The organism is Stenotrophomonas tumulicola, from assembly GCF_014117215.1.
GTDB lineage: Bacteria > Pseudomonadota > Gammaproteobacteria > Xanthomonadales > Xanthomonadaceae > Stenotrophomonas > Stenotrophomonas tumulicola.
In genome coordinates, this window is the sequence record NZ_JACGXS010000009.1 from 127,523 (window position 1) to 151,446 (window position 23,924).

The 23,924-nt window shown below is 64.8% G+C and carries 18 protein-coding genes; 15 read left to right on the forward strand and 3 right to left on the reverse strand.

What is annotated here, in order from left to right; all coding sequences use genetic code 11:
• Positions 1–280: 280 nt before the first annotated feature.
• Complete coding sequence (queD, locus tag H4O11_RS15425) at positions 281–646, reverse strand: 6-carboxytetrahydropterin synthase QueD (RefSeq protein ID WP_182340392.1); 366 nt, start codon at positions 644–646, stop codon at positions 281–283.
• Between the two features lie 177 nt (positions 647–823).
• Here queD and H4O11_RS15430 point away from each other — a divergent pair, with 177 nt between their 5' ends.
• From H4O11_RS15430 to H4O11_RS15450, 5 genes are all read left to right on the forward strand, one after another.
• Positions 824–3,469 carry a TonB-dependent receptor plug domain-containing protein gene (locus H4O11_RS15430; RefSeq protein ID WP_182340394.1) on the forward strand — a complete coding sequence of 882 codons (2,646 nt, stop codon included), beginning with the start codon at positions 824–826 and terminating at the stop codon, positions 3,467–3,469.
• Between the two features lie 97 nt (positions 3,470–3,566).
• Positions 3,567–6,161 (forward strand): M14 family zinc carboxypeptidase, encoded by a 2,595-nt coding sequence (locus H4O11_RS15435; RefSeq protein WP_182340396.1) that lies wholly within the window; start codon positions 3,567–3,569, stop codon positions 6,159–6,161.
• A gap of 178 nt (positions 6,162–6,339) precedes the next feature.
• The gene (locus tag H4O11_RS15440) at positions 6,340–7,134 is read left to right on the forward strand and encodes a DUF4198 domain-containing protein (RefSeq protein WP_182340398.1); all 795 of its coding nucleotides are present in this window, start codon (positions 6,340–6,342) and stop codon (positions 7,132–7,134) included.
• Between the two features lie 25 nt (positions 7,135–7,159).
• Complete coding sequence (locus H4O11_RS15445) at positions 7,160–7,984, forward strand: EF-hand domain-containing protein (protein WP_182340400.1); 825 nt, start codon at positions 7,160–7,162, stop codon at positions 7,982–7,984.
• Between the two features lie 158 nt (positions 7,985–8,142).
• Positions 8,143–10,452 (forward strand): TonB-dependent hemoglobin/transferrin/lactoferrin family receptor, encoded by a 2,310-nt coding sequence (locus H4O11_RS15450; RefSeq protein WP_182340402.1) that lies wholly within the window; start codon positions 8,143–8,145, stop codon positions 10,450–10,452.
• A gap of 143 nt (positions 10,453–10,595) precedes the next feature.
• Here the strand turns inward: H4O11_RS15450 and H4O11_RS15455 are convergent, their stop codons facing one another.
• Positions 10,596–12,023, reverse strand: a complete 1,428-nt coding sequence (locus H4O11_RS15455) for a DEAD/DEAH box helicase (RefSeq protein ID WP_182340404.1) — start codon at positions 12,021–12,023, stop codon at positions 10,596–10,598.
• A 477-nt stretch (positions 12,024–12,500) separates the two neighbouring features.
• On the opposite strand from H4O11_RS15455, the gene H4O11_RS15460 reads away from it, so the two are divergent.
• Positions 12,501–13,490: a fumarylacetoacetate hydrolase family protein gene (locus tag H4O11_RS15460; protein ID WP_182340406.1), complete on the forward strand. Its 990-nt coding sequence runs from the start codon at positions 12,501–12,503 to the stop codon at positions 13,488–13,490.
• Between the two features lie 44 nt (positions 13,491–13,534).
• Positions 13,535–14,203 (forward strand): maleylacetoacetate isomerase, encoded by a 669-nt coding sequence (gene maiA, locus H4O11_RS15465; RefSeq protein WP_182340408.1) that lies wholly within the window; start codon positions 13,535–13,537, stop codon positions 14,201–14,203.
• Positions 14,204–14,278: 75 nt separating this feature from the next.
• Here the strand turns inward: maiA and H4O11_RS15470 are convergent, their stop codons facing one another.
• Entirely contained in the window at positions 14,279–15,376 is a 1,098-nt protein-coding gene (locus H4O11_RS15470) for a PilT/PilU family type 4a pilus ATPase (protein ID WP_182340410.1), read from the reverse strand.
• A gap of 124 nt (positions 15,377–15,500) precedes the next feature.
• On the opposite strand from H4O11_RS15470, the gene H4O11_RS15475 reads away from it, so the two are divergent.
• From H4O11_RS15475 to H4O11_RS15510, 8 genes are all read left to right on the forward strand, one after another.
• Positions 15,501–15,863, forward strand: coding sequence for a DUF4398 domain-containing protein (locus H4O11_RS15475; protein ID WP_182340470.1), 363 nt, complete (start codon positions 15,501–15,503; stop codon positions 15,861–15,863).
• A complete protein-coding gene (locus tag H4O11_RS15480) occupies positions 15,863–16,747 on the forward strand; it encodes an OmpA family protein (RefSeq protein ID WP_182340412.1) in 885 nt (294 codons plus the stop codon). Before H4O11_RS15475 ends, H4O11_RS15480 begins: the two co-directional genes overlap by 1 nt.
• Before the next feature lie 325 nt (positions 16,748–17,072).
• Complete coding sequence (locus H4O11_RS15485; RefSeq protein WP_182340414.1) at positions 17,073–17,312, forward strand: HP1242/YdcH family protein; 240 nt, start codon at positions 17,073–17,075, stop codon at positions 17,310–17,312.
• A 314-nt stretch (positions 17,313–17,626) separates the two neighbouring features.
• Entirely contained in the window at positions 17,627–18,997 is a 1,371-nt protein-coding gene (locus H4O11_RS15490; protein ID WP_182340416.1) for a pyridoxal-phosphate dependent enzyme, read from the forward strand.
• 124 nt (positions 18,998–19,121) lie between these two features.
• On the forward strand, positions 19,122–20,306 hold the full coding sequence (locus H4O11_RS15495; RefSeq protein ID WP_182340418.1) for a cystathionine gamma-synthase: 1,185 nt from the start codon (positions 19,122–19,124) through the stop codon (positions 20,304–20,306).
• The gene (locus H4O11_RS15500; protein ID WP_182340420.1) at positions 20,303–21,157 is read left to right on the forward strand and encodes an ABC transporter permease; all 855 of its coding nucleotides are present in this window, start codon (positions 20,303–20,305) and stop codon (positions 21,155–21,157) included. Before H4O11_RS15495 ends, H4O11_RS15500 begins: the two co-directional genes overlap by 4 nt.
• A complete protein-coding gene (locus H4O11_RS15505; RefSeq protein WP_182340422.1) occupies positions 21,147–22,487 on the forward strand; it encodes an ABC transporter ATP-binding protein in 1,341 nt (446 codons plus the stop codon). Before H4O11_RS15500 ends, H4O11_RS15505 begins: the two co-directional genes overlap by 11 nt.
• Positions 22,484–23,896 (forward strand): class I SAM-dependent methyltransferase, encoded by a 1,413-nt coding sequence (locus H4O11_RS15510; protein ID WP_182340424.1) that lies wholly within the window; start codon positions 22,484–22,486, stop codon positions 23,894–23,896. Before H4O11_RS15505 ends, H4O11_RS15510 begins: the two co-directional genes overlap by 4 nt.
• Positions 23,897–23,924 lie beyond the last annotated feature (28 nt).

A 23,924-nucleotide genomic window follows, 5' to 3' on the forward strand; every position in this document is an offset into this window, starting at 1 on the left:
CGGCGGTGGTGCCGGGCGGAAAGCGACTTAATCCCCTCCGTCCCCTTTTTCCATGCATAAAAAAAGGACCCGACAGAGGGAGGGATCTGTCGGGTCCTGCGATTGCACGGGGGGAGGGACCCATGCAATGTCCTGTGGCTTCTGCCTGCGCCGACGTGGTGCTGTCGGGCGGCTTGAATCGCCTTGATGCAATGCAGCATACGCCTTTCGTGCTGCATTGCAACAGGAGTCGCAGAAATTCCCGACGAACGGTAAATAACGTTCAGGATCAAACGTTTGCTCAGGCGCCGCGCGGTCCCCGGTAGCGGCAGCCGGAGGTGCAGGTCTCATGCACGGTGATCTCGCTCAATGCCGGCAGGGCGGGCTTGAGCTCCTGCCAGATCCACACCGCAAGATTCTCGCTGGTGGGGTTCTCCAGGCCGGGGATGTCATTGAGGTAGTGGTGGTCCAGCCGGTCATAGATGGGTTGGAAGGCGGCCTTCACGTCGCCAAAGTCCATGATCCAGCCGGTATCGGACCCGGGCTCCCCTTCGACTTTCAGCTCTACCCGGAACGAATGCCCGTGCAGGCGCGAGCACTTGTGGCCCGGCGGCACGTTGGGCAGGCGGTGGGCCGCTTCGATCATGAAGATTTTGAAGATTTCCATGCTGCGATTGTACCGGGCTGGCCGGTCGTGGCGGTTCCAGTCGCAACCAATCTATTTCCATCGCGATGAAGAGATGTTAGTTTCTCTTATATCCGTATGAAGAGATGTTATTGGCGCTGATGCGGCCATGCATGGACTACTGCGGAACTGCCACCACCACCACCCCGCGATTTCGACATGCCCCAGCACACCCTGCTCGTGGCGGCGCTTGCCGTCGCCTTGGCCGCGCCATTGCCTGCCGCCGCCGAATCCTCCACCGACGCCTCCACCGGCGGCGACGCCAGTACCCTGGCCGCCGTCCGCGTCACCGGTTCCAACATCAAGCGTACCGACACCGAAACCGCCAATCCCGTCCAGGTGATCGGGCGCGAACAACTGGAGGTGACCGGCAAGGCCTCGGTCGCCGACGTGCTGCGCTCCATCTCGGCCAACACCGGCAATGCAGCGAATGAAACCTCCAACAGCGGTTGGGCGTCGGGCTCGGCGGGCATCGGCCTGCGTGGCCTGTCGCAGAAGAATACGCTGGTGCTGCTCAATGGCCGCCGCCTAGCGAACTATGGCTTCCCGGCGAACGGGCTGTCCGACACCTTCGTCAACCTCAATGCGCTGCCGCTGGTTGCGGTGGAGCGCATCGAAGTGCTGAAGGACGGCGCATCGGCGGTGTATGGCTCCGACGCAGTGGCCGGCGTGGTCAACATCATCACCCGGCAGAACTACGAAGGCGCGGAGATCGGCGGCAGCGTCGGCACGGCCGACCAGGGCGGCCTGGACGAAACCAAGCTCAAGTTCGTCGGCGGGCTGGGCGACCTGGATACCGATGGCTACAACATCCTTTTCAGCGTGGAAGCCTACAACCGTGACCGGCTGGACCAGGACGAGCGCGACCTGACCAAGAGTGGCATCTACAGCGACAAGCCCGGCGGGAGCTGGAACGGCTGGTCGGCCAAGGGGGCGCGCTACCTGGTCGACGGCGTGTCGGTGCCGATGCTGGACGCCAACGGGCAATGCCCGGACGGCACCACCCTGGTGCCCAGCGGACCGATCGACGGCCTGGCCGGTGATACCTGCGGCTTCAACCAGGCCCCGTACACCACCCTGATACCGTCCACCAAGCGTTGGCAGGCCTATGCCAACGGCACCTTCCGCCTGGGCGACAACGTGGAAGCGTTCGGCGAAGTGCTGTACAGCGAGGTAAAGGGCGTTTCCTGGTTCGGCAGCAGCCCGTTCTTCACCCTGGAAAGCGGGCGTTTCGCATTGAATGCCGATACCGGACTGGCCGAACCGGTGTCCTCCAACCTGCCCGCCGGCAATCCCTACAACCCGTATGGGCGCGCGGTACCGATCGAGTACACGTTCTTCAACCTGGGCGGCACGATCAAGACCAATCGCTCGCAGTCCTATCGTGGCCTGTTCGGCCTGCGTGGCAGCACCGCGCGCTGGGACTGGGAAGTGGGTGCGTTCGGCGCGCGCAGTAGCGAGCGCGAGACCGTGTCCGGCGGTTTCGCCAATCGCTGGACGCTGGCCGACGCGCTGGCCACCGGCAGCTACAACCTGCTTGATCCGTCGGCAACGCCGCAGTCGGTGCTGGATGGCATCGGCATCGCCACCTTGCGCCCGGCCGAATCGAAGCTGCAGGGCATCGATGCGAAGATCTCCGGCACCCTCGGCCGCACTTGGGCCGGTGATATCGGCTTCGCGTCTGGCGCGGAATGGCGCCGCGAGAAGCTGGATTCCAACAACCCGTGGCAGATCGACGCCGGGTTGCAGGTCCGCCCGGCCATCGCCGAAGTGCATGGCGAGCGCACCGTGACCGCGGCCTATGCCGAAGCCATCGTGCCGCTGGCCTCCAGGCTGGAGCTGTCAGTGGCCGCACGTGCGGACCATTATGATGACTTCGGCGATGCATTCTCGCCAAAGCTCGGGCTGCGCTGGCAGCCGCTGGATTTCCTGCTGGTGCGGGCGGCGGCGTCGAAGGGCTTCCGCGCGCCATCGCTTTCCGAAAATTCGGACAGCACCAGCATTTCCTATGGCAGCGTAGTGGATCCGCGCGATCCGGACCTGCCCGGCTCGCGGCAGAATCCGACCTTCTTCACCGTTGGCAACACCGACCTGAAGCCGGAGCGCACGCGCAGCTACAACTTCGGCGTGGTGCTGTCACCGTGGAGCAACACCAACCTGAGCGTCGATTACTACAAGATCGAGCTGGAGAACCTGGTAGGTACCAACAACTCGCAGACGCTGGTCACCGATGACGTGCCGGGCGCGGTGCTGCGCGATGAGCGCGGCAAGTTGCTGGCCGTCTATAACCGCTACCAGAACCTGAGCGACCTGAAGACCTCCGGCATCGACGTGGAACTGCGCCAGCGCATTCCGACCGACCGTTTCGGCGAGTTCAACCTCAGCTCCGCCTATACCCACGTGCGCGATTATCGTCGCCCGACCGTGATCGGTGGCCCGCTGGTGGACTATGCCGGCAGCAACCTGGGCGCTACGTTGCCGAAGAACAAGGCGACGACCACGCTGGACTGGGCCTACGGTGATTTCCGCACCGCGCTGACCTGGTACTACACCAGCGGCTATGACCAGAAGGCCAGCGCCACCGCACGGGCGGTACAGGATCGGGTGGATGCCTACAGCCAGTTCGACCTCTACCTGGGCTACACCGGCTTCGAGCAGCTGACCCTGTACGCGAAGATCCAGAACCTGGGTGATGAAGAACCGCCTTACGACGCCTCGTTCCCGGGCATCCGTGCGCCGTATGACTTCAGCCAGTACGACCTGCGCGGGCGCTACTTCACGGTGGGCTTCGATTACCGGTTCTGATCCAGCCGGCTGCTCCATCCGCACGACCATCCGGCCGCCCTGCGCGGCCGGATGGGTGTCACCGGCGCGCCAGCGCCTTCATCTTCGGGGAATCATCGTGTCCTTCCATCGCAGTGTGTTGTTGTCGTTGTGCGTCGCCGTTTCGGTGCTTGCCGTTCCGGCCGCCCCGGTACAGGCGCAGAGTGCCTACTTTTTCCCGCAGGCCGCCGAGTCAACGGATTTCGATCCGGCCATCCCCAGTCCGCAGCAGTTCCTGGGCTATGAAATCGGCAGCCGCTACACCCGGCATGACCAGCTGGTGGCCTACTTCAACGAGTTGGCCAGGCACTCGGACAAGATCAAGGTGCAGGAGATCGGCCACAGCTACGAAGGACGCCCGCTGCTGATCGCCACGGTAACCGCCGCACAGAACCAGGCCCGGCTGGAAACCCTGCGGCAGCAGCATGCGACGCTGGTGGACCCTTCGCAGCCACGTGCCGCGGCCGGCGACAGTCCGGTGGTGGTCTGGCTGGGCTACAGCGTGCATGGCAACGAAACCTCCAGTGGCGAAGCCGCGATGCTGACCGCGTACTACCTGGTGGCCAACCGGAGCAGCGAGACGCAGCAGTGGCTGCAGGAGGCGGTGGTGCTGTTCGATCCGGCGCAGAACCCGGATGGCCGCGACCGCGCGGCGAACTGGCACAATGCCTATGCATCCAGCCCGGCGTCCGCCGACCCGGCCGACAAGGAGCATGTCGAACCGTTCCCGCAGGGCCGCACCAACCACTACTTCACCGACCTCAACCGCGACTGGCTGGCACTGACCCAGCAGGACAGCCGGCCGAAGATCGAGGTCTTCCACCAGTGGTATCCGAACGTCCAGATCGATTTCCACGAAATGGGCAAGGACAGCACCTATTACTTCGAGCCGTCGCCGAAGAGCATGCACAGTCCGCTGCTGCCGGCGGCATCGTACGAGTTCAACAAGACACTGGCGAAGTACCATGCCGCTTCGCTCGATGCGCTGGGTTCGCTGTACTACACGGGTGAGAACTTCGACAATTTCTCACCGGTATACGGCTCGACCTATCCGGATTTCCATGGCGCCGTGGGCGTGACCGTGGAGCAGGCCAGCTCACGCGGGCGGGTGCAGGAATCGGTGAACGGGCCGCTGACGTTCCCCTTCACCATCCGCAACCAGGTCGCTACCGGCCTGGGCACGGTGCGCGGCGCGGTCACCGAGCGCGAAGGCCTGTTCAAGCTGCAGAAGGAGTTCTTCCAGTCTGCGCTGAAGCAGGCAGGGCAGCAGCCACTGAAGAGCTTCGTGTTCGGTGATGCACATGATCCGGCCCTGACCCGCAAGCTGCTTGAACTGCTGCTGCTGCACAGGATAGAAGTGCATGCGCTGGCATCGGCGGTGACCGTGGACGGACGCCGCTTCGAGCCTGGAACGGCGTATGTGGTGCCCGCTGCACAGCCACAGTTCCGGTTGGTGCATTCGATCTTTGCCGATACGCCGCCGATCAAGGGCGATGTGTTCTATGGCAGCACCTCGTATGCGGTCGCCCCGGCGTATGGCGTGGCGTTCGCGGCCAGCAAGGGCCGCATCGGCCAGGGTGTACAGGTAAATGCCCTGCCGCCCGCCGAGGGCGGCGTGCAGGGAGGCCTGGCCGGCTACGCGTACGTGATCGACTGGCGTGACTACAACGCAGGCCGCGCCTTGTATGCGCTGCAGGCCAAGGGATTGTCGGCCCGTGCTGCGTTCCATGGCTTCACCGCGGGGACGGTGGCAGGAGACGTGGAATTCGCGCCGGGCAGCATCGTACTGCCGGTCGCCGGCCAACCGTTGCAGGGGGCGGCGCTGTTGGAGGCCGTGCAGGCGGCAACCCGGGAAAGTGGCGTGCAGGCCTACGCCATGGGCAGTGGCCAGAGCCGCGGTGGCATCGACCTGGGCAGCGATGGCGTCAAGGCGCTGCGCAAGCCAGCGGTGGCCCTGGTGATGGGCGAGGGGGTGAACGCAACCGAGATCGGTTCGGCATGGTTCCTGCTCGACCAGCAACTGCAGTTGCCCGCCAGCAAGATCGATCCGGCGCAGCTGGGCAAGGTGGGGCTGGACCGCTATACCACCATCGTGCTGTCCGGCGGCAGGTACGATGGCGTGGATGAAGCCGCGGTAGGGGCGCTGAAGCGCTGGATCCAGGCCGGTGGCTCGCTGGTTACCTATGGCACCGCGTCGCGTTGGGCAATAGAAAAGAAGCTGGCCGATGGCGAGAAACTGGGTGAGCAGGAAGACGCTTCGGACGCCGGGCGCAGTGCGTTCGGTGACCAGCGCGACATCGCGGCGATCGAGCGGGTGAGTGGCAACATCCTCAGCGCCGACATCGATACCAGCCACCCCCTGGGCTTCGGCGTGCCGCGCCGGCAGCTGGCGGTGAACAAGGAAAATGCGGTAGTGCTGCAACCGAGTGCCAATCCGTTCTCTACGGTGGTGCGGGTGGACGAGCAGCCACGGGTCAATGGGTATCTGTCCGAGCGCAACCGCGCGCGGGTAAGTGGCTCGGCGTGGTTGCTGGTGTCGCCGCAGGGCCAGGGCAACGTGGTGCTGTTCGCCGATGATCCGGCACACCGCAAGTACTGGCACGGTACGGATCGGTTGCTGGTCAATGCGTTGTTCTTCTCCAACCTGTTGAATCCGACCAGGCCGCGCGGGTGATGGTGGGTTGCCGGGACACCTGCGTCACAAGGTCCCGAGGTCCATGCATGCGTCGAGGTAGCGCCGGGCCATGCCCGGCGGGGTGAAGGGCAGTCCACAATCGTATTGCGAATCATTCGCAATGAGCATAGGATGTGCGCCGCCGGACTGGGGCCGGCGCCTTCCACGAGAGATGCCGATGAAACTCCGCTTGTTGACCAGCTTGCTGCTGGCCGCCGTCGTGTTGCCCGCCCGCGCGCATACGCCGTACCTGGCACCTGCCACGTTCCAGGTCCAGCCCACCAGCATGGTCACGCTGGATGCCAGCTTCGCCGAGACCTTCTTCGTCCCCGAAGTGGTGTTCGACAACAGCACCTTCGTGGTGACCGACCCCGATGGCTTGGCGCATGCGCCGGACACCGTGCACCTGTTCAAGACCCGTGCCGTGGTCGAGCAGCGCCTGCCGGGCAAGAAGGGCACCTACCGCTTCAGCACCGGCAACCGCCTGGGTGCGGTGTTCCGCACTTTCGAACTCAACGGCAAGACCGAGAGCAGCCGTGACCCGTCCAAGCCGTTGCCGGCGGGGGCGAAGATCGTCTCGCACTACCAGAGCCTGTCACGGTCGGAGGTCTACCTGACTGCCGGGGCGCCGACCACCGAGGCGCTCAAGCCGTACGGCAAGGGGCTGGAACTGGTTCCCGCCACCCATCCGAGCGATCTGTACGTGGGCGAGGCCTTCGCCTTCGAGGTGCACTACGACGGCAAGCCGTTGCCTGGGCAGAAGGTGGAGATCAACCGCGCGCTGGGGGATGGCCATGCCCAGCAGGCACCGATCGAGCTGACCACCGATGCCGCCGGCAAGGCCAGCCTGCCGCTGCAGCAGGCTGGCAGCTACCTGGCGTTGATCCGCTACCGCGGCGATGCGCCGGAGGGTGCCGCCGCGCCGCAGTACGGCAACAACTACACGCTCAGCTTCCGCGTGCTCGAACCGTAAGCCACTTCCCCGAAGGAAACCGATCATGAAGACGACCCTTGCCGTCGCGGCCCTGCTTGTCGTGGCCACCGGTCCTGCCGCCAGCGCGCAGCAGGCCAGCACTGTCCCGTCCTCCGCCGCCGCGGACTTCCTCGAGCAGTTCGATCCGCAGCAGACTGGAGCGGTGGGCTGGGCGCAGTTCGAAACCTTCCGCCAGGCGCGCTACGCCGCCACGGACAGCAACGGCGATGGCAGCGTGGACAAGCAGGAGTACATCGATGAGTACCTGCAGCGTTTCGACGAGCGCCTGGCCAAGGCACGCGAAGGGCACCTGCGCCAGACCGATACCCGCTTCAAGGCATTGGACCGGGACAAGGACGGGCGCATCAGCCGGGCCGAGTTCGACGCCGCTGGTGAACGCACCTGGGCCGGTTATGAGAGGAGCCAGGAGGCCACGCGCGAGAGCGCCGCGGCAACCAACCGCGATCCGCTGAAGATGCCGACCTCGCACACCGCCAACGGCATGCTGGAACTGTATGACCGCAATGGTGACGGCGTGGTCGACCGGGCGGAGTTCGATGCGGCCCGTGCCGCGACCTTCGCCGCGACCGATGCCGATGGCGATGGCCAGTTGGACCAGGCCGAATACACCGCCGAGTTCAGTGCCCGCCTGGATGCACAGCGCACCAAGGTCCGCGAGGCCGCTGGCCGGCAGGCAGGTGTCCGCTTCAATGCACTGGACACCGACAAGGACGGCCGCATGACCTTCGCCGAATACCAGGTGTCGGGCAAGCGCCTGTTCGACCGTGCCGACACCAACGGCGATGGCATCGTCGATGCACGCGATCCGGAGCCGGCCGCCACGCCCTGATCCCGGGTGCCGGGCTGTCCGGCACCACGGCATCGCGACCAACGCTCGCGACCCACAAGAAGAACATCCACGACCCCCCAGCCTGCACAGGTCCTTCGGACTCCCGCTGCCAGGAACGGCGTACTTCCAGCCATCTTTCTCCTGCGGAGTTCCATCCGATGAACCTGTCACCCTCCCTGCTGTCGCTGGCGGTATTCGCCAGCCTGTCAGTCGTTCCCGCCGTGCGCGCCGACGCGCCGGCCGATGCCGGCACCCTCGATACGGTGCGGGTAGAAGCCGAGCGCGCGAAGAAGTCCAAGTCCCGCAACCAGAACGTCACCGTGCTGAGCGCGGCCGACCTGGATGCGGAAATGGCCAACAACATGGAAGAAGCCATCCGCTACATCCCGGGGGTGAGCATCGTCGACATGGGGCGCTTCGGCGACAACGGCTTCAATATCCGCGGGCTGGAAAGCGACCGCGTGGCGATCACCGTCGATGGCCTCAGCCTCGGCGAATCGGTGGAAACCGCCCGTTCCTACGAGTTCTTCCGGGGCGGCCGCGGCGACGTGGACATCGATACGCTGAAGAGCCTGCAGGTCATCAAGGGTGCTGACTCGATCACCGCCGGCAGCGGCGCGCTGGGCGGGGCGGTGGTGTTCACCACCAAGGATCCGGCCGACTATCTCAAGGCTGCCGGCAACGATACGCACGTCGGCGTGAAGTTGGGCTACAGCGGCGCGAACGATGAAACGATGGGCACGCTGACCTTCGCCAACCGCACCGGCATCGCCGAGTCGATGCTGGTCTATACGCGTCGCGAAGGCCATGAATCGGAGAGCTGGTACGACAGCACGGTGGATCGCGCCGGGGTGGGCCGGCGTACGCCGGACCCGGTCGACAGTACCCGCGACAACCTGCTGGCCAAGCTGGACCTGCAACTGGACCCGCGCAACACGCTGGGGTTCATGCTGGAGCGCGGCCGCGCACGCAATGAGGTGGACAATCTGTCGCGCGTGTACTCGCCCGGTTACCTGGAGCGCCGCGGCGATGACCGCAATGACCGCGACCGCTACGGCCTGCGCTGGCAGTACCGTCCGGAGAACACGCTGTTCGATACGCTGGAAGCGCAGTTGGACCACCAGGTCACCGACAGCCGCGGCTTGACCACCATCGTCGCGGGCAGCGGCTGCCCCGGCGGCGCCGTGCCCTGCCTGCGCAGCGAGGACCGTGCCACCGAACAGACCCTGGACCGCGCCGCGCTGGATTTCACCAAGGTGCTTGATGCCGCCGGCGTGCGCCACGACATCGTCTACGGATTGGCGTGGCAGCAGCGGGACGTGGATTTCACTGCGGTGGATACACGCTGGAACGCGGCCGGCGAGATCGCCACCGTGGACCAGGATCCCCGCCAGGTGCCGAAGACCGATGCGCGTTCCTGGAACCTGTACCTGCGCGACAGCGTGTCGTTGTTCGATGACCGCCTGGTCCTGAGTGGCGGCGCGCGTTATGACCGTTACGACTATTCGCCGACGGTGGATGCCAGCTTCGTCGACCCGACCGGGAGCGTGCGCGACGTACGGTTCGCTGCCCCGAGCTGGCAGGCCGGCGCGGAGTTCCGCTTCCTGCCCGACCATGCGCTGTGGCTGCAGGCAGGTCGTGGTTTCCGCGCGCCGAGCGTGGCTGACCTGTATTCGCCGACCAGCACCACGCGCGCCTTCGATGCGGTCACCGGGGCGGCAATCGTCCTCGATGGCATGACCTCCAACCCGGGACTCGAGGCGGAAAGAAGCCTCAACCTGGAGGCCGGGTATCGCTGGACCACTGACCGTGCGCAGCTGGGCTTGTCGCTGTTCCGCGACCGCTACAGCAACTTCATCGAATATGTCACCCAGGTGCAGGCGGTACCCAATGGCTTCCGTACGTCGCCGACCTCCGAAGTGCAGTACGAGAACCGCTATTCCACGCCAAGCAACGCCGGCAAGGTCACGGTGAAAGGTGTCGAACTGGAAGGGCGCTGGCAGATGACCGATGCCTGGTCGTCGCGCATCGCGGCTTCCTACAGCGAAGGCGAGAAGGCCGATGGCGACCCGCTGGAGAGCATCGTGCCGGCCAGCGCGGTGCTGGGGCTGCGCTATGCGCCGTCGCCGGCGTGGAACGTCACCGCCAACGTCACCCGTGGCTGGGGCAAGAATGCCAGCGACGCCTATACCACGGCGGCCGACGGCACGCGGGAGGCACCGGATTGGGTGGGCAAGGCAGATGGCTACACCGTGGTGGACCTGGTGGGCAGCTGGAATGTGACCCCGCAGCTGCGCCTGAGCGCCGGCATCTACAACCTGACCGACCGCGAGTATTACCTGTGGCAGCGCGTGCGTGGCATCAGCGAAGGGACCAACACGCTGTATGGCTACGTCAACGAGGAGGGTATCGGCCGTTACAGCGAACCCGGCCGCAACGCGCGGGTGACGGTGGCTTACAGCTTCTGACGCGGCGCATGCCGCTGGCGCGTAACGGTAGCGCCGAGCCATGCATCGACGGATGCAGATGCGAAAAAGGGACGGAGCTTGCGCTCCGTCCCTTTTGTCATTCCGGGGTTCAAGCCGCCGAGCATGGCTCGGCGCTACCTCGATCAGCCAGCGCGGTTGCCGCCGCCATTGCCGCGGCCGCGGCCGGCACCGGCGGCAGCGGAACCACCGCCACCACGACGCTGGCCCTGGCCCTGCGCAGCACGCGCCTGGCCGTTGCCGTTGCCGCCTTCACGGCGACCGCCGCCCGGCTTCTTCGGGCCTGCGTGTGCATGGCGCGGCGCATCGCCATGCGGGCGACGGGTATGGGTGTGCTTGCGCACGCCGCGCTCGCCACCGTCGTGCTCTGCCTTGCCCGGGGCGCTGTTGCCCCAGCGGATCGGAACCTGCAGTTCGAAGCCGGGCACGTCGCGGATGTCCATGTCGCGGCCCAGCAGGCGCACGATCTGGCGCAGCAGCTTCACTTCGTCCTGTGCGACCAGCGAAATCGCTTCGCCGGTGGCACCGTTGCGGCCGGTACGGCCGATGCGGTGCACGTAGTCTTCGGCCACCATCGGCAGGTCGAAGTTGATCACCTTGGGCAGCTCGTTGATGTCGATGCCGCGAGCGGCGATGTCGGTGGCCACCAGCACGGTCACCCGGCCGGCCTTGAAGTCAGCCAGTGCGCGCAGGCGCTGGCCCTGGCTCTTGTTGCCATGGATCGCCGCGGTCTTGATGCCGGACTTGTCCAGGAACGCAGCCAGCTTGTCGCTGCCATGCTTGGTGCGGGCAAACACGAGGGTCTGCTCGCGGCTGTCCTGCGCCAGCAGGTGCAGCAGCAGGTCGCGCTTGCGGCCGCCATCGACCGGGTGCACGCGGTGGGTGATCAGCTCGGCGACGGTGTTCTTCGGCGTGACCTGGATCTGCTCCGGGTTGCGCATGAACTCCAGCGCCAGCTGCTTGATGCTTTCTTCGAACGTGGCCGAGAACAGCAGCGTCTGGCGGTTCTGCTTGGGCAGCTTGGCCAGGATGCGCTTGATCGAGGGCAGGAAGCCCATGTCGAGCATGCGGTCGGCTTCGTCCAGCACCAGCACTTCAATGCCGGACAGGTCGATGCTGCGGCGCTCGATGTGGTCGATCAGGCGGCCCGGGCAGGCCACCAGCAGGTCCACGCCACGGCGCAGGATGTCCAGCTGGTTGCCCATGCCGACGCCGCCGTAGATGCAGGCGCTGGGAATGCGCAGGTACTTGCTGTAACCGCGCAGGCTGTCATGCACCTGGGTGGCCAGTTCGCGGGTGGGGGCCAGGATCAGCGCGCGCGGCCTGCGCGGGCCATTGCTGGAAACTTCCTGCGAGTTCGTGGCGAGGTGCTGCAGCAGCGGCAGGCCGAACGCGGCGGTCTTGCCGGTGCCGGTCTGTGCGCCGGCCAGCAGGTCGCGACCGGCCAGGGCGAGCGGGATGGCCTGCTGCTGGATGGCAGTGGGGGTTTCATAGCCCTGCTCGGAAAGCGCACGCAGCAGGAAGGGCGCAAGGCCCAGGGATTCAAATGACATCGAGAAAGCTCCAAAAACAGAGAACGCCTGGCCGAATGGCCATGCGGGGGCAGATCGTTGAGATCGGCTGACTCGGAGCGTTCCCGTGAACCGCGCTGCGAGAATTGGGGGCAACCGGCGCGAAGCGCAGGCTGGAATGCGTGACGTACGGCGTCGGAGTTGGGGCGGGCGAGGGGTCGATGACCTGGCTCGCCGGCGGTCCCGGAGGGAAACGGACGGCCGCTGCAGACCGGGGAAGTCTAACCGATGTTTGAGATCGGACGCAAAATCCCCTGTTCAGGTTGGAAGGTCGAACGGGTGAAGTTCCCATGCCGCCAGCCGCGTTGAAAAAAAGAGGAGCGGTAGAGCGGGGCCATGCCCCGCTGGGCCCGGCATCGCGGGCCTACAATCGAGGCGATGCGGCGGCGCAGCTTTCTGCCGCCGTGGCGTCTTGATTACACTTGAAACTTGTTTGCCACTCCACCCGGATACCCACCCATGAAGCTTGGTTCATTGAAGGAAGGCGGCCGCGATGGCACGTTGATCGTGGTCTCGCGGGACCTGCGCCTGGGCGTGCGTGCCACTGGCATTGCCGCTACGTTGCAGCTTGCGCTTGAGGATTGGAGCCATGTCGCGCCGCGCTTGAACGCGCTGTATGAATCCTTGAATGCCGGTGACGCGGATGGTGTGTTCGACCTGGATCCGCAGGCACTGGCCGCACCGTTGCCGCGGGCCTACGAGTTCGTCGATGGCAGCGCCTACCTGCCGCACGTGGAGCGCGTGCGGCGCGCCCGTGGCGCCGAGGTGCCGGCGAGTTTCTATACCGATCCGCTGATGTACCAGGCCACCAGCGCCGGCTTCCATGGTCCGCGCGACACGGTGAAGGTGACCAGCGAGGAGTACGGCATCGACCTGGAAGCCGAACTGGTGGTGGTCACCGATGACGTGCCGATGGCGGCGGATGCAGGACAGGCCGCCCACCATATCCAGTTGATAGGGCTGGTCAACGATGTGTCGCTGCGCAACCTGATCCCGGGCGAGCTGGCCAAGGGCTTCGGCTTCCTGCAGAGCAAGCCGCGTTCGGCGCTGTCGCCGGTATTCGTCACCCCGGACGAGCTGGGTGAGGCATGGCAGGACAGCAAGGTGCACCTGCCGCTGGTCACGCACGTCAATGGCGAGTGGTTCGGCGCGCCCGAGGCCGGCGTGGACATGCAGTTCAATTTTGCCCAGCTGGTGGCACACGCCGCCCGGACCCGCCCGCTGGGTGCCGGCACCATCGTCGGCTCCGGCACGATCGCCAATGAGGACACCAGCAAGGGCGCGTCGTGTTTCGCCGAGCTGCGCACGGTGGAGACCCTGCGCGATGGCAAGCCGTCCACGCCGTTCATGTCTTTTGGCGACGTGGTCCGCATCGAAATGCTGGATGCCGCCGGCAACAGCATCTTCGGTGCGATCGAACAGCGTATCGAGCAGGCCGCACGGCCGTGAGCGGGGGCGTAGTGACGGACGCTGGCCGTCATGAAGCGGCGTCGATGGAGCAGGGCAGGGAAGGCGACATCGTCCTGTACACCTATTGGCGTTCCAGCGCCGCCTACCGCGTGCGCATCGGCTTGAACCTGAAAGGCCTGGCCTGGGAGCCGAGGCAGGTGCACCTGGTGCGCGACGGCGGTGAGCAGCGGCATGCATCGTACCGGGCGCTCAACCCGCAGCAACTGGTGCCGACACTGCTGCATGGCGGGCAGGTGCTGACCCAGTCGGTGGCGATCCTGGAGTACCTGGATGAGGCCTTCCCGGACAGGCCGCTGCTGCCAGGCGACGCCGCGGGCCGGGCACGCGTGCGCGCGCTGGCGCAGCTGGTGGCCTGCGATATCCACCCGATCAACAACCTGCGGGTAATGCAGTACCTGGAACACACGCTGCAGGTGCCGGCAGACGAACGCACCCGGTGGACCCTGCACTGGATGGCCGAAGGCCTCGCGGCGATGGAAACGATGCTGGCGGGCAGTGGCGGGACGGGAACGTTCTGCCACGGAGACGGTCCGGGACTGGCCGATGCCTGCCTGTTGCCGCAGTTGTACAACGCGCACCGCTTCGGGCTGGACCTGTCGGCCTACCCCACCCTGCAGCGCATAGAAGCGGCCTGCCTGGCCCTGCCCGCATTCGATGCCGCACGCCCGGAAAGCCAGGCCGACGCAGCCTGAAAAAGGGGACGGAGGGGATTAAGTCGTAAATGGCCCTAGTGCCATTTACGACTTAATCCCCTCCGTCCCCTTTCTTCATGAGAAATCCGCGTAGGGGTCGTGTTCGCCGCTGCTGCCCTCGGACAGGCGGAACTTCAGCGCCAGTCCATCGCGTGAATCGGCTGCACGCAGCGCCTCTTCGATTTCGATCGTGCCGTCCTTGGCCATGCGGAACAGGCACTGGTCGAAACTTTCCATGCCTTCTTCCAGCGAGGCTTCCATCGCGGCCTTGATCTCATGCACCTGGCCGCGGCGCAGCAGGTCGCGGATCATCGGCGTGTTGAGCAGCACCTCGGTGGCGGGCAGGCGGCGGCCGTCCATGCCCTTGACCAGGCGCTGGCTGATCACCCCGCGCAGGTTCAGCGACAGGTTCATCAGCACGTTGCGGTGCGCGCTTTCCGGGAAGAAGTTCAGGATGCGCTCGATGGTCTGGTCGGCATTGTTGGAATGCAGCGTGGCCAGGCACAGGTGGCCGGTTTCGGCGAAGGCAATCGCCGCTTCCATGGTCTCCGCGTCCAGGATCTCGCCGATCAGGATGACGTCCGGCGCCTCGCGCATCGCATTCTTCAACGCGTTGTGGAAGGTATGGGTGTCCAGCCCGACCTCGCGCTGGTTGACGATCGACATCTTGTGCGTGTGCAGGTACTCGATCGGGTCCTCGATGGTGAGGATGTGGCCGGTCGTGGTGCTGTTGCGGTGGTCGATCATCGACGCCAGCGAGGTGGACTTGCCGGAACCGGTCGAACCCACCACCAGCACCAGCCCGCGCGGCGTCATGATGACGTCCTTCAGCACCTGGGGCAGGTTCAGCTCTTCGATGCTGGGAATCCGGCTGCGGATGGCGCGGATGACCAGGCCGATTTCGCCGCGCTGCTTGAATACGTTCACGCGGAAGCGACCGCTGTCGGCCAGCGCGATGGCCATGTTGAGTTCCAGCTCGCGTTCGAACTGGGGCACCTGGCCTTCATCCATCAGCGAATAGGCGATCTTCTTGACCATGCCCGGCGGCAAGCCGGTACTGCCCAGCGGGTAAAGCTTTCCCTCGATCTTGATGTACACCGGCGCGCCAGTGGTCAAGAACATGTCCGAAGCGTTCTTTTCGGTCATCAGCTTCAGGAAGTAGCCGATATCCATCGCGTTTTTCCCCAAAAACGAACTGCCGGCGCCCCCGGTTGCAAGCATGGCGCAAGCATGACGACAATGACCGTGCACAACTACCGGCACGGCCTCCCCAATGAATCGACGTAGCTTCGCACAAATGCGCCAATGCCTGTATGTGATGGCGTTGGCATTCATGCTTTCCCCCTCCGCTTGGGCGCAGGAGGGCACGCTGGAGCTGGGCCAGGCCCAACAGGCGGTGGAAAAGGCCACCCAGGCCGATGCCGACCAGTACGCCCCGGACCTGATCAGCATGGCGCGACAAGGGCTGGAGCAGGCCCAGCGCGCCGTGGGCGATCGTCGCGAACGCAAGAACGCACCGGCCATGGCCCTGCGCGCCGCGGCCGATGCTGACCTGGCCCGCGCCCGCAGCGAGGAGGCGACTGCCACGGCGCAGTTGCAGCTGCGCCGCAATGAAGTCACCCAGCTGCAACGTCAGCTGGAAACCGGGGAAGACCGCTGATGCGCGCACATTCGATGTTCCTTGCCATCGGCCTGCTGGCCGCGCCAATGCTGGCCGTGGCCGCCGACGACCCGGCAGTGCTGCAGCTCAGCCAGCGCCTGATGGCCATCTCCGCCAATCCCGATACAGCCGAACTGGGGGCCTTCGAGCGCATGCAGGCGCAGCAGGCCATCGCCACGCTGGACAAGGCCAAACGACGCGACCGGGAACTGGCCGCCTACCTCGCCGAGCGCCGGGTGGAGATTGCTGAAACCGCCGTGCGCGCCGCGCTGGCACAGCGCGAGGTGAGCCAGCTGGACCGGACCCGCAGCGACCTGCTGATCGAGGCCAGCCGCCGCGAGGCATCGCGGGCGCGGCAGGAGGCCGAACGCCTGCGCGTGCAGGCGCAGATCCAGGCCGAGGAAGCCGAACGCCTGCGCCTGGCCGCCGACGCGGAGGTGCTGGCGCGGCAGGACGCCGAGAACGCCCTGACCAGCGTGGCTGGCAAGCAGCAGCAGCGACTCAGCGCGGCCCAGCAGAACGCGGCCAAGCTGGCGCGCGAGGAAGCTGAACTGGTATCCGGGCAGAAGCTGCCGGCGGCGAAGTTCGACAATCGCGGTGAAGTCTTCACGCTGGGCGGCGATGCGTTTGCCAGTGGCCAGGCGGGCCTCTCCAACGGTGCCAGGAACCAGGCCAAGGCATTGGCGGAGTATCTGAACATCGGCAAGAAGGGCCGGGTACGGATCGAGGCTTATGACAGTGCGACCGGGGTCGGCCAGCGCCGGGCTGAAGCATTGCGTGATGCCTTGGTGGCAGGGGGTGTCAGCAGCAGTCGGCTGCAGGTGTCGGGCAAGAAGGCCGCGGCCACCAAGGCACGTTCCGCTGAGGTGATTGTTTCACCTTAAAGCATTGTTTTTGTTGGTGAATGTGGTCGACCTCCATTCAGGCTGAACCGTTCGTCGCCGCGTTGTGTCTTTTTGTCGCAAGGGGCTTGTCGGCCCCTTCGGGCAAGCGTAGGGTCAATTGTCCGGGACGCATTCCGCGGACCGGACGATGGGAGGGCCGGGCCAATGCAATCTGGGCACGAACCGAAGCAGGCAGTCATCCACGGGCCAGTGTGGAATGCCGGACGGAACGTGGCCCTGCATGCGGTCCCAGCCTTTCTTCCCCCTACAGACGCCCCGTGCCGCAAGGCCGGGGCGTTCGTGTTTCAGCTGAAGGAGGTACATCATGTTTGAAGATCAGCCCCAGAGCGAGATCGAGGCCCGCCGTGCACGTGATCCTGAGTTCCGGACCCTGCATGACGCACACCGGAAGTTGAACCGGCAGTGCATGGATGCCGAACTTGGCGTGTTGGCCGTGAGTGATGTCACCCTGGGTCAGATGAAGCGGGAAAAGCTGCTGGCCAAGCAACGTCTCCAGCGGATGTTCGAGACAACCCCGCAGACGCATACCTCCCCCGCGCATTGACGCACGCGCGCCCGGGCAGGCGCGCCGGCCATTGACGGCCTCTTGTAGCAGGCGACCCTGAAGGGCTCGTCATCCCCGGGCACCGCTGGCTGTGGTGCCTGGGGCAGGCAATCCTGTTTCCCCTGTCGCGGGCGGCGTGGACCTCCTCGTCGGTCCACGTCGTCCGCGTCACTTGGGATGGGAATGCAGCCAGGGCTGGGAGCTGCCGCTTCGGCAGGCGTGTCGACAGGCTGCAGGTACCCTCCACATTCGCGTCCATCCAGCGGATAATCCATTGTCCGGCCCTGCGTGGCGCGAATCGAAGTCCCTCTTCAATGCCCATCCATTCTTCCGTCCTCGACCTCATTGGACACACCCCGATCGTCAAGGCACAGCGCCTGGACACCGGTGTATGCGAGCTCTTCCTGAAGCTCGAGAGCGCAAATCCGGGTGGGTCGATCAAGGACCGCATCGGCCTGTCGATGATCGAAGCGGCCGAAAAGCGTGGCGAGCTCAAGCCGGGTGCGACGCTGGTGGAAGGCACCGCCGGCAACACCGGCCTGGGGCTGGCACTGGTGGCCCAGCAGAAGGGCTACAAGCTGGTCCTGGTGGTACCCGACAAGATGAGCCGGGAGAAGATCTTCAACCTGAAGGCGATGGGTGCCGAAGTGCGCCTGACCCGTTCGGACGTGGCCAAGGGCCACCCGGAGTATTACCAGGACCTGGCCAAGACCATCGCCGAGCAGATTCCGGGTGCGTACTTCATCAATCAGTTCGGCAACCCCGACAACCCGGCCGCGCATGAGTTCGGCACCGGCCCGGAGATCCTGGAACAGATGGATGGCGACCTGGACGCCATCGTATTCGGCTGCGGCAGCTCCGGCACCATGACCGGCCTGTCGCGTGCCTTTGCGAAGCTGTCACCGAAGACGGAGCTGGTGCTGGCCGATCCGGTGGGCTCGATCCTGGCCGAGTACATCAATGACGGCGTGCTCAATGACAAGTCGGGCAGCTGGCTGGTGGAGGGCATCGGCGAGGACTTCCTGCCCTCTATCTCCGATTTCAGCCGGGTGACCAAGGCCTATGCCATCACCGATGCGGAAAGCTTCCATACCGCGCGCGAGCTGCTGGGCAAGGAGGGCATCCTGGGTGGCTCATCCACCGGCACCCTGCTGGCTGCTGCACTGAAGTACTGCAAGGAACAGGCGACGCCCAAGAAGGTGCTGGTGCTGGTGCCCGACACCGGCAACAAGTACCTGTCGAAGATGTACAACGATTACTGGATGCTGGACAACGGTTTCCTGGAGCGCCCGCAGCACGGCGACCTGCGCGACTTGATCCTGCGCCCGTACGGCCAGCGCGATACAGTCGTGATCGGCCCGAACGACCTGCTGACCACGGCTTACCAGCGCATGAAGCTGTATGACGTGTCGCAGCTGCCGGTGGTGGATGGCGACCAGTTGGTCGGCATCGTCGATGAAAGCGACGTGCTGTTGCATGTCTATGGCGACGAAGCCCGGTTCCGCGACACCGTGTCCACCGCGATGGTGAGCAAGCTGGACCGGCTGGACGTGAAATCGCCCATCGAAGCGCTGCTGCCGGTATTCGACCGCGGCCAGGTGGCGATCATCATGGACGGCAACGCCTTCCTGGGCCTAATCACCCGCATCGACCTGCTGAATTACCTGCGGCGCCGGGTCCAGTAAGGCGAAATTAGCGGTAGATAGCGTCTGAATCGGGGTTTATCTGCGTCAAAGGTCATTAAGGCCGCGCTGCTAGACTCCCCCATCTTCGATGGCGACCGTTGCGGGCGCCCAGCAGGAATCCTTCATGTCCAACTCTTCAAAGACCGGCCACGACCGCGCGCTGTCGCTTTCCACGCTGGCCATCCATGGCGGCCAGTCGCCGGACCCCAGCACCGGCGCGGTGATGCCGCCGATCTATGCGACGTCGACCTATGCACAGTCCAGTCCGGGTGAGCACCAGGGGTTTGAATACTCGCGCACGCACAATCCGACCCGTTTCGCCTACGAGCGCTGCGTGGCGTCGCTGGAGGGCGGCACGCGCGGGTTTGCGTTTGCCTCGGGCATGGCCGCCAGTTCCACGGTGATGGAGCTGCTGGATGCCAACAGCCACGTGGTGGCGATGGACGATATCTACGGCGGCACGTTCCGTTTGTTCGAACGCGTGCGCCGCCGCACGGCGGGGCTGGATTTCAGCTTCGTCGACCTGACCGACCTGGATGCGTTCGAGGCAGCGATCACGCCGGCCACGAAGATGGTCTGGATCGAAACCCCGACCAACCCGATGCTGAAGATCGTCGATATCGCAGCGGTGGCTGCGGTGGCGAAGAAGCATGGCCTGGTCATCGTGGTGGACAACACTTTCGCTTCGCCCATGCTGCAGCGTCCGCTGGAGCTGGGTGCGGACCTTGTGCTGCATTCGGCGACCAAGTACCTCAACGGCCATTCGGACATGGTCGGTGGCATGGTGGTGGTGGGCGAAAATGCCGAACTGGCCGAACAGATGGCCTTCCTGCAGAACTCCATCGGTGGCGTGCAGGGTCCGTTCGACAGCTTCCTGGCCCTGCGTGGCCTGAAGACCCTGCCGCTGCGGATGAAGGCACACTGCGCCAATGCGATGGCGCTGGCGCAGTGGCTGGAACAGCACCCGGCGGTGGAGAAGGTGATCTACCCGGGGCTGGCTTCGCATCCGCAACACGCGCTGGCCACCCGCCAGATGGCTGGATATGGCGGTATTGTCTCGATCGTGCTGAAGGGCGGGTTCGAAGCGGCCAAGCAGTTCTGCGAGAAGACCGAGTTGTTCACGCTGGCCGAGTCGCTGGGCGGAGTGGAAAGCCTGGTGAACCATCCGGCGGTGATGACGCATGCGTCCATTCCGGTGGAGCGCCGCGAGAAGCTGGGGATCAGTGATGCGCTGGTGCGGCTGAGCGTGGGCGTGGAGGATCTGGGGGATCTGATGGTGGATCTGGAAAGGGCGTTGGTGATCTCATGAGCGGACAAATCGTTCGCATTACGCCTGCGGGCCGCAGTGAGCGGGACAACCTGCTTACCGGACCGTTCTCGGCCTTGGGCCTGCATCGCTCGCTGACGCGGGAGATGACCCAGCGCGATATCCGTGGTCGCTACCGCGGGGCGAGCTTCGGCTTGCTGTGGTCACTGATCAGTCCTTTCATGATGCTGTGCGTCTACACGCTTGCCTTCGGCTACATCCTGAAGAGCCGTTGGCCCGGTGCATCGGGCAACATGGCCGAATTCGCGATGATCCTGTTCGCTGGTCTCATCGTGCATGGTTTCTTTGCCGAGGTGCTGACGCGAAGCCCGAATCTCATCGTCGGCAACAGCAACCTGGTCAAGCGGATCATCTTCCCGCTGCATCTACTGCCTTGGACGGCGGTCCTCTCGGCGTTGTTCCACCTGGCAGCCAATGCGATGGTGTACTTGGTCATCAGCACCCTGTTGCTGCGTGATCCCCACTGGACGGCCATCCTGCTTCCTGTGGTTGTGCTGCCACTGGTAATGCTGGCGGTCGGCGTGAGTTGGATTCTTTCCGCACTGGGTGTCTACCTGCGGGACGTCAGCCAGGTGATGGGCGTTGTTTCCACGGCGATGCTGTTTCTGTCCTCGGCCATCATTCCAGTGTCCACGCTGCCGGCCCAGTTCCAGTTTGTGTTCAAGATCAACCCGCTCACCTTCATCATCGACCAGGTGCGCGAAGTAGCCTTCTGGGGCCGGTTGCCTGACTGGAGCGGCCTTGGACTATATGCACTGCTCGCCTTGGGCGTGATGTACGCAGGCTTCGCGTTCTTCGAGAAGACCCGCCGAGGATTTGCCGATGTCCTTTAAGATGAGCGACGACGCCGTCATCCAGGTCACCGGTATCGGCAAGTGCTACCAAGTGTATGACAAGCCGTTCCACCGGCTGATGCAAGGGCTGGTCGGCAGTGGCAAGCACTTTTACCGCGAATTCTGGGCGTTGCGTGACATCGGTTTCGAGGTCAAGCGTGGCGAGACGCTGGGCATCGTCGGTCGCAACGGATCAGGAAAGTCGACGTTGCTCCAGTTGATTGCAGGCACCCTGACGCCGACCAATGGCGAGATTTCGGTGCGCGGCCGGGTGGCGGCGCTGCTGGAACTTGGCAGTGGCTTCAACCCCGAGTTCACCGGGCGCGAGAACGTTTACCTCAATGCCTCTATCCTTGGCCTCAGCAAGGAGCAGATCGACCAGCGGTTCCACCAGATCGCCGAGTTTGCAGCGATAGGTGATTTCATCGAGCAGCCCATCCGCAACTACTCCAGCGGCATGGTAATGCGTCTGGCATTTTCCGTCATCGCACATGTCGACGCCGATATCCTGATCATCGACGAAGCCTTGTCCGTGGGCGACGCATTCTTTACCCAGAAGTGCATGCGCTTCCTGCGTGAGTTCAAGCAGCGGGGCACGCTGCTGTTCGTCAGCCATGATGGCGGCTCGGTCACGGCATTGTGCGACAAGGCGATCTGGCTCGACCAGGGCAGCCTGCGCCAGGTGGGTGAGCCCAAGGAGGTGATGGATGCCTACCTGGAAGCTTTCATCGCCGACCGCGAAGGCCGTACCGGCAGTGCGCGCGCCGAGCCTGCACCGCGCCAGCCGGTGGCCAGCCGCGTGCGTGACAAGCGACTGGATCTGATCGATCGCAGCCAGCTTCGCAACGACATCGCTGTGATTGAGTTTACGCCGGCGACTGGTTTCGGCGAGGGCAACGCGAAGATCGAGGATGTCTGCCTGTGCGACCTCGATGGCCGACAGCTGCCCACGATCGTTGGCGGTGAAACGGTTCGCTTGGAAATCATCGCGCATGCAAGCGAAGACATGCCGCATGCCATCATCGGCTTCTACCTCAAGGACCGGCTGGGGCAGCTGCTGTTCGGTGACAACACCGAAACCGCGCGCCTCGATGGCGAGCTCGCGGTCCGCGCGGGAGAGCGTTTCCGAGCGACCTTCGTGTTCCAGATGCCGCGCCTGCAGCAGGGCGATTACTTCATCACCGCCGGCGTGGCGTCCGGTTCCCAGCATGAGCATGTGATCCAGCACTGGATCCACGAAGCGCTTGCGCTGCGTTCCCTTGGACAGGGGCTGCCGGTCGGCATCATCGGCATTCCGATGCATCAGATTGAATTGGAGAGAGTGTCGTGACATCCGAGTTCCGCCTGCAGGATCACCCGGTGATCTTCCTGAAGCCGCATATCACCCATCCCTACGCCTGGGTGGGGCACATTCCCTTCATGTACGTACTGGCGGACCTGCTGCGCCCGCGCAGCTTCGTTGAGCTGGGTACCGATTCAGGCAACTCCTTCCTGGCGTTCTGCCAGGCTGTGAAGGCGCTTGGCCTGCAGTCGCAGACGCATTGCTATGCCGTCGATTGCTGGAAGGGTGACGAGCACGCCCGCTTCTACGGTGACCAGGTCTACCAGACGCTGTCGTCGTACCAGAAGCCGCGCTATGGTGATTTCTCCACGCTGGTGAAAGCCTACTTCGACGACGCGCTGGAGCAGTTCGAAGACGGCAGCATCGACCTGCTGCACATCGATGGCCTGCACACCTATGACGCCGTCAAGCATGACTTCGAGACCTGGCTGCCCAAGCTCAGCCCGTCGGCGGTGGTGATCTTCCACGATAGCGCGGTGCACGATCGCAACTTCGGCGTACATACCTTCATGAAAGAGCTGCGGGCGACCTACGAGGTGTTCGAGTTCAACCATAGCAACGGCCTTGGCGTGGTGCCGGTCGGTCCCGACGTGCCTGAGGCCTTCAAGGCGTTCATGCGTGAGGCGATGTCGCGCCCCGAGGCGACACGGGCGATCTTCGAAGCCGCTGCGGCCGCCCTGCTGGATCCAGAAACCGGCATGCCCTCCGGTGGCGCCGATGCGGTGGAGCATTCGATCGAATGTCTCATGTACTACCGCAACGATGGGCAGATCTTCGAAGAGGCGCGTTCGCTCTCGATCATCCATGCCGGTGGTACCGATGCCACGTTCGAGTTCGAGTTCCCGGCGGACCAGCGCCCGCACCACGTGCGCGTGGACCCGGCCAGCCTGCCGGGCACCTACCGCCTGGTGAAGGTAGGCCTGCGCGCGGGCGGGGCGACGATGAACCTGTTCGCCGAACCGGGAGCACCGCGTTTCGTCGTCAACGGCGACATGCTGCCCAGTGCGATCCAGGAAGGCATCCGCTTCGTCAGCCTGCACAACGATCCGTACGTGGAAATCGACCTGCGTGGCGTCTGGGAACAGCTGGGTAACGATGGCCAGGCCAGCACCGTGGTGCTCGGCGTTGCCTATGAAGACGTGGTGACCTCGCCTGCGCTGCAGGCCGTGGCCGTGCGAGCTGCTCAGGCGATTCAGCAGTTGAAGGACAAGCTGCAGCGCCAGCGCCAGGAAAAGCCGTTGGCCCAGTTGTCCAGCATGGTACGCGCCCAGCACGCCGCGCTCGAGCAGCAACTGGCGACGCTGGTGCAGTCGCAGGCGAACCTTGAGCAGCGCTTGGCGGAACTGGCAGGGACATCACCGGCGGCCGGTGCCAATGGCGACACGGCGCAAACCTAGCTTGCTGTATGCATGACGGCCAGCCGTC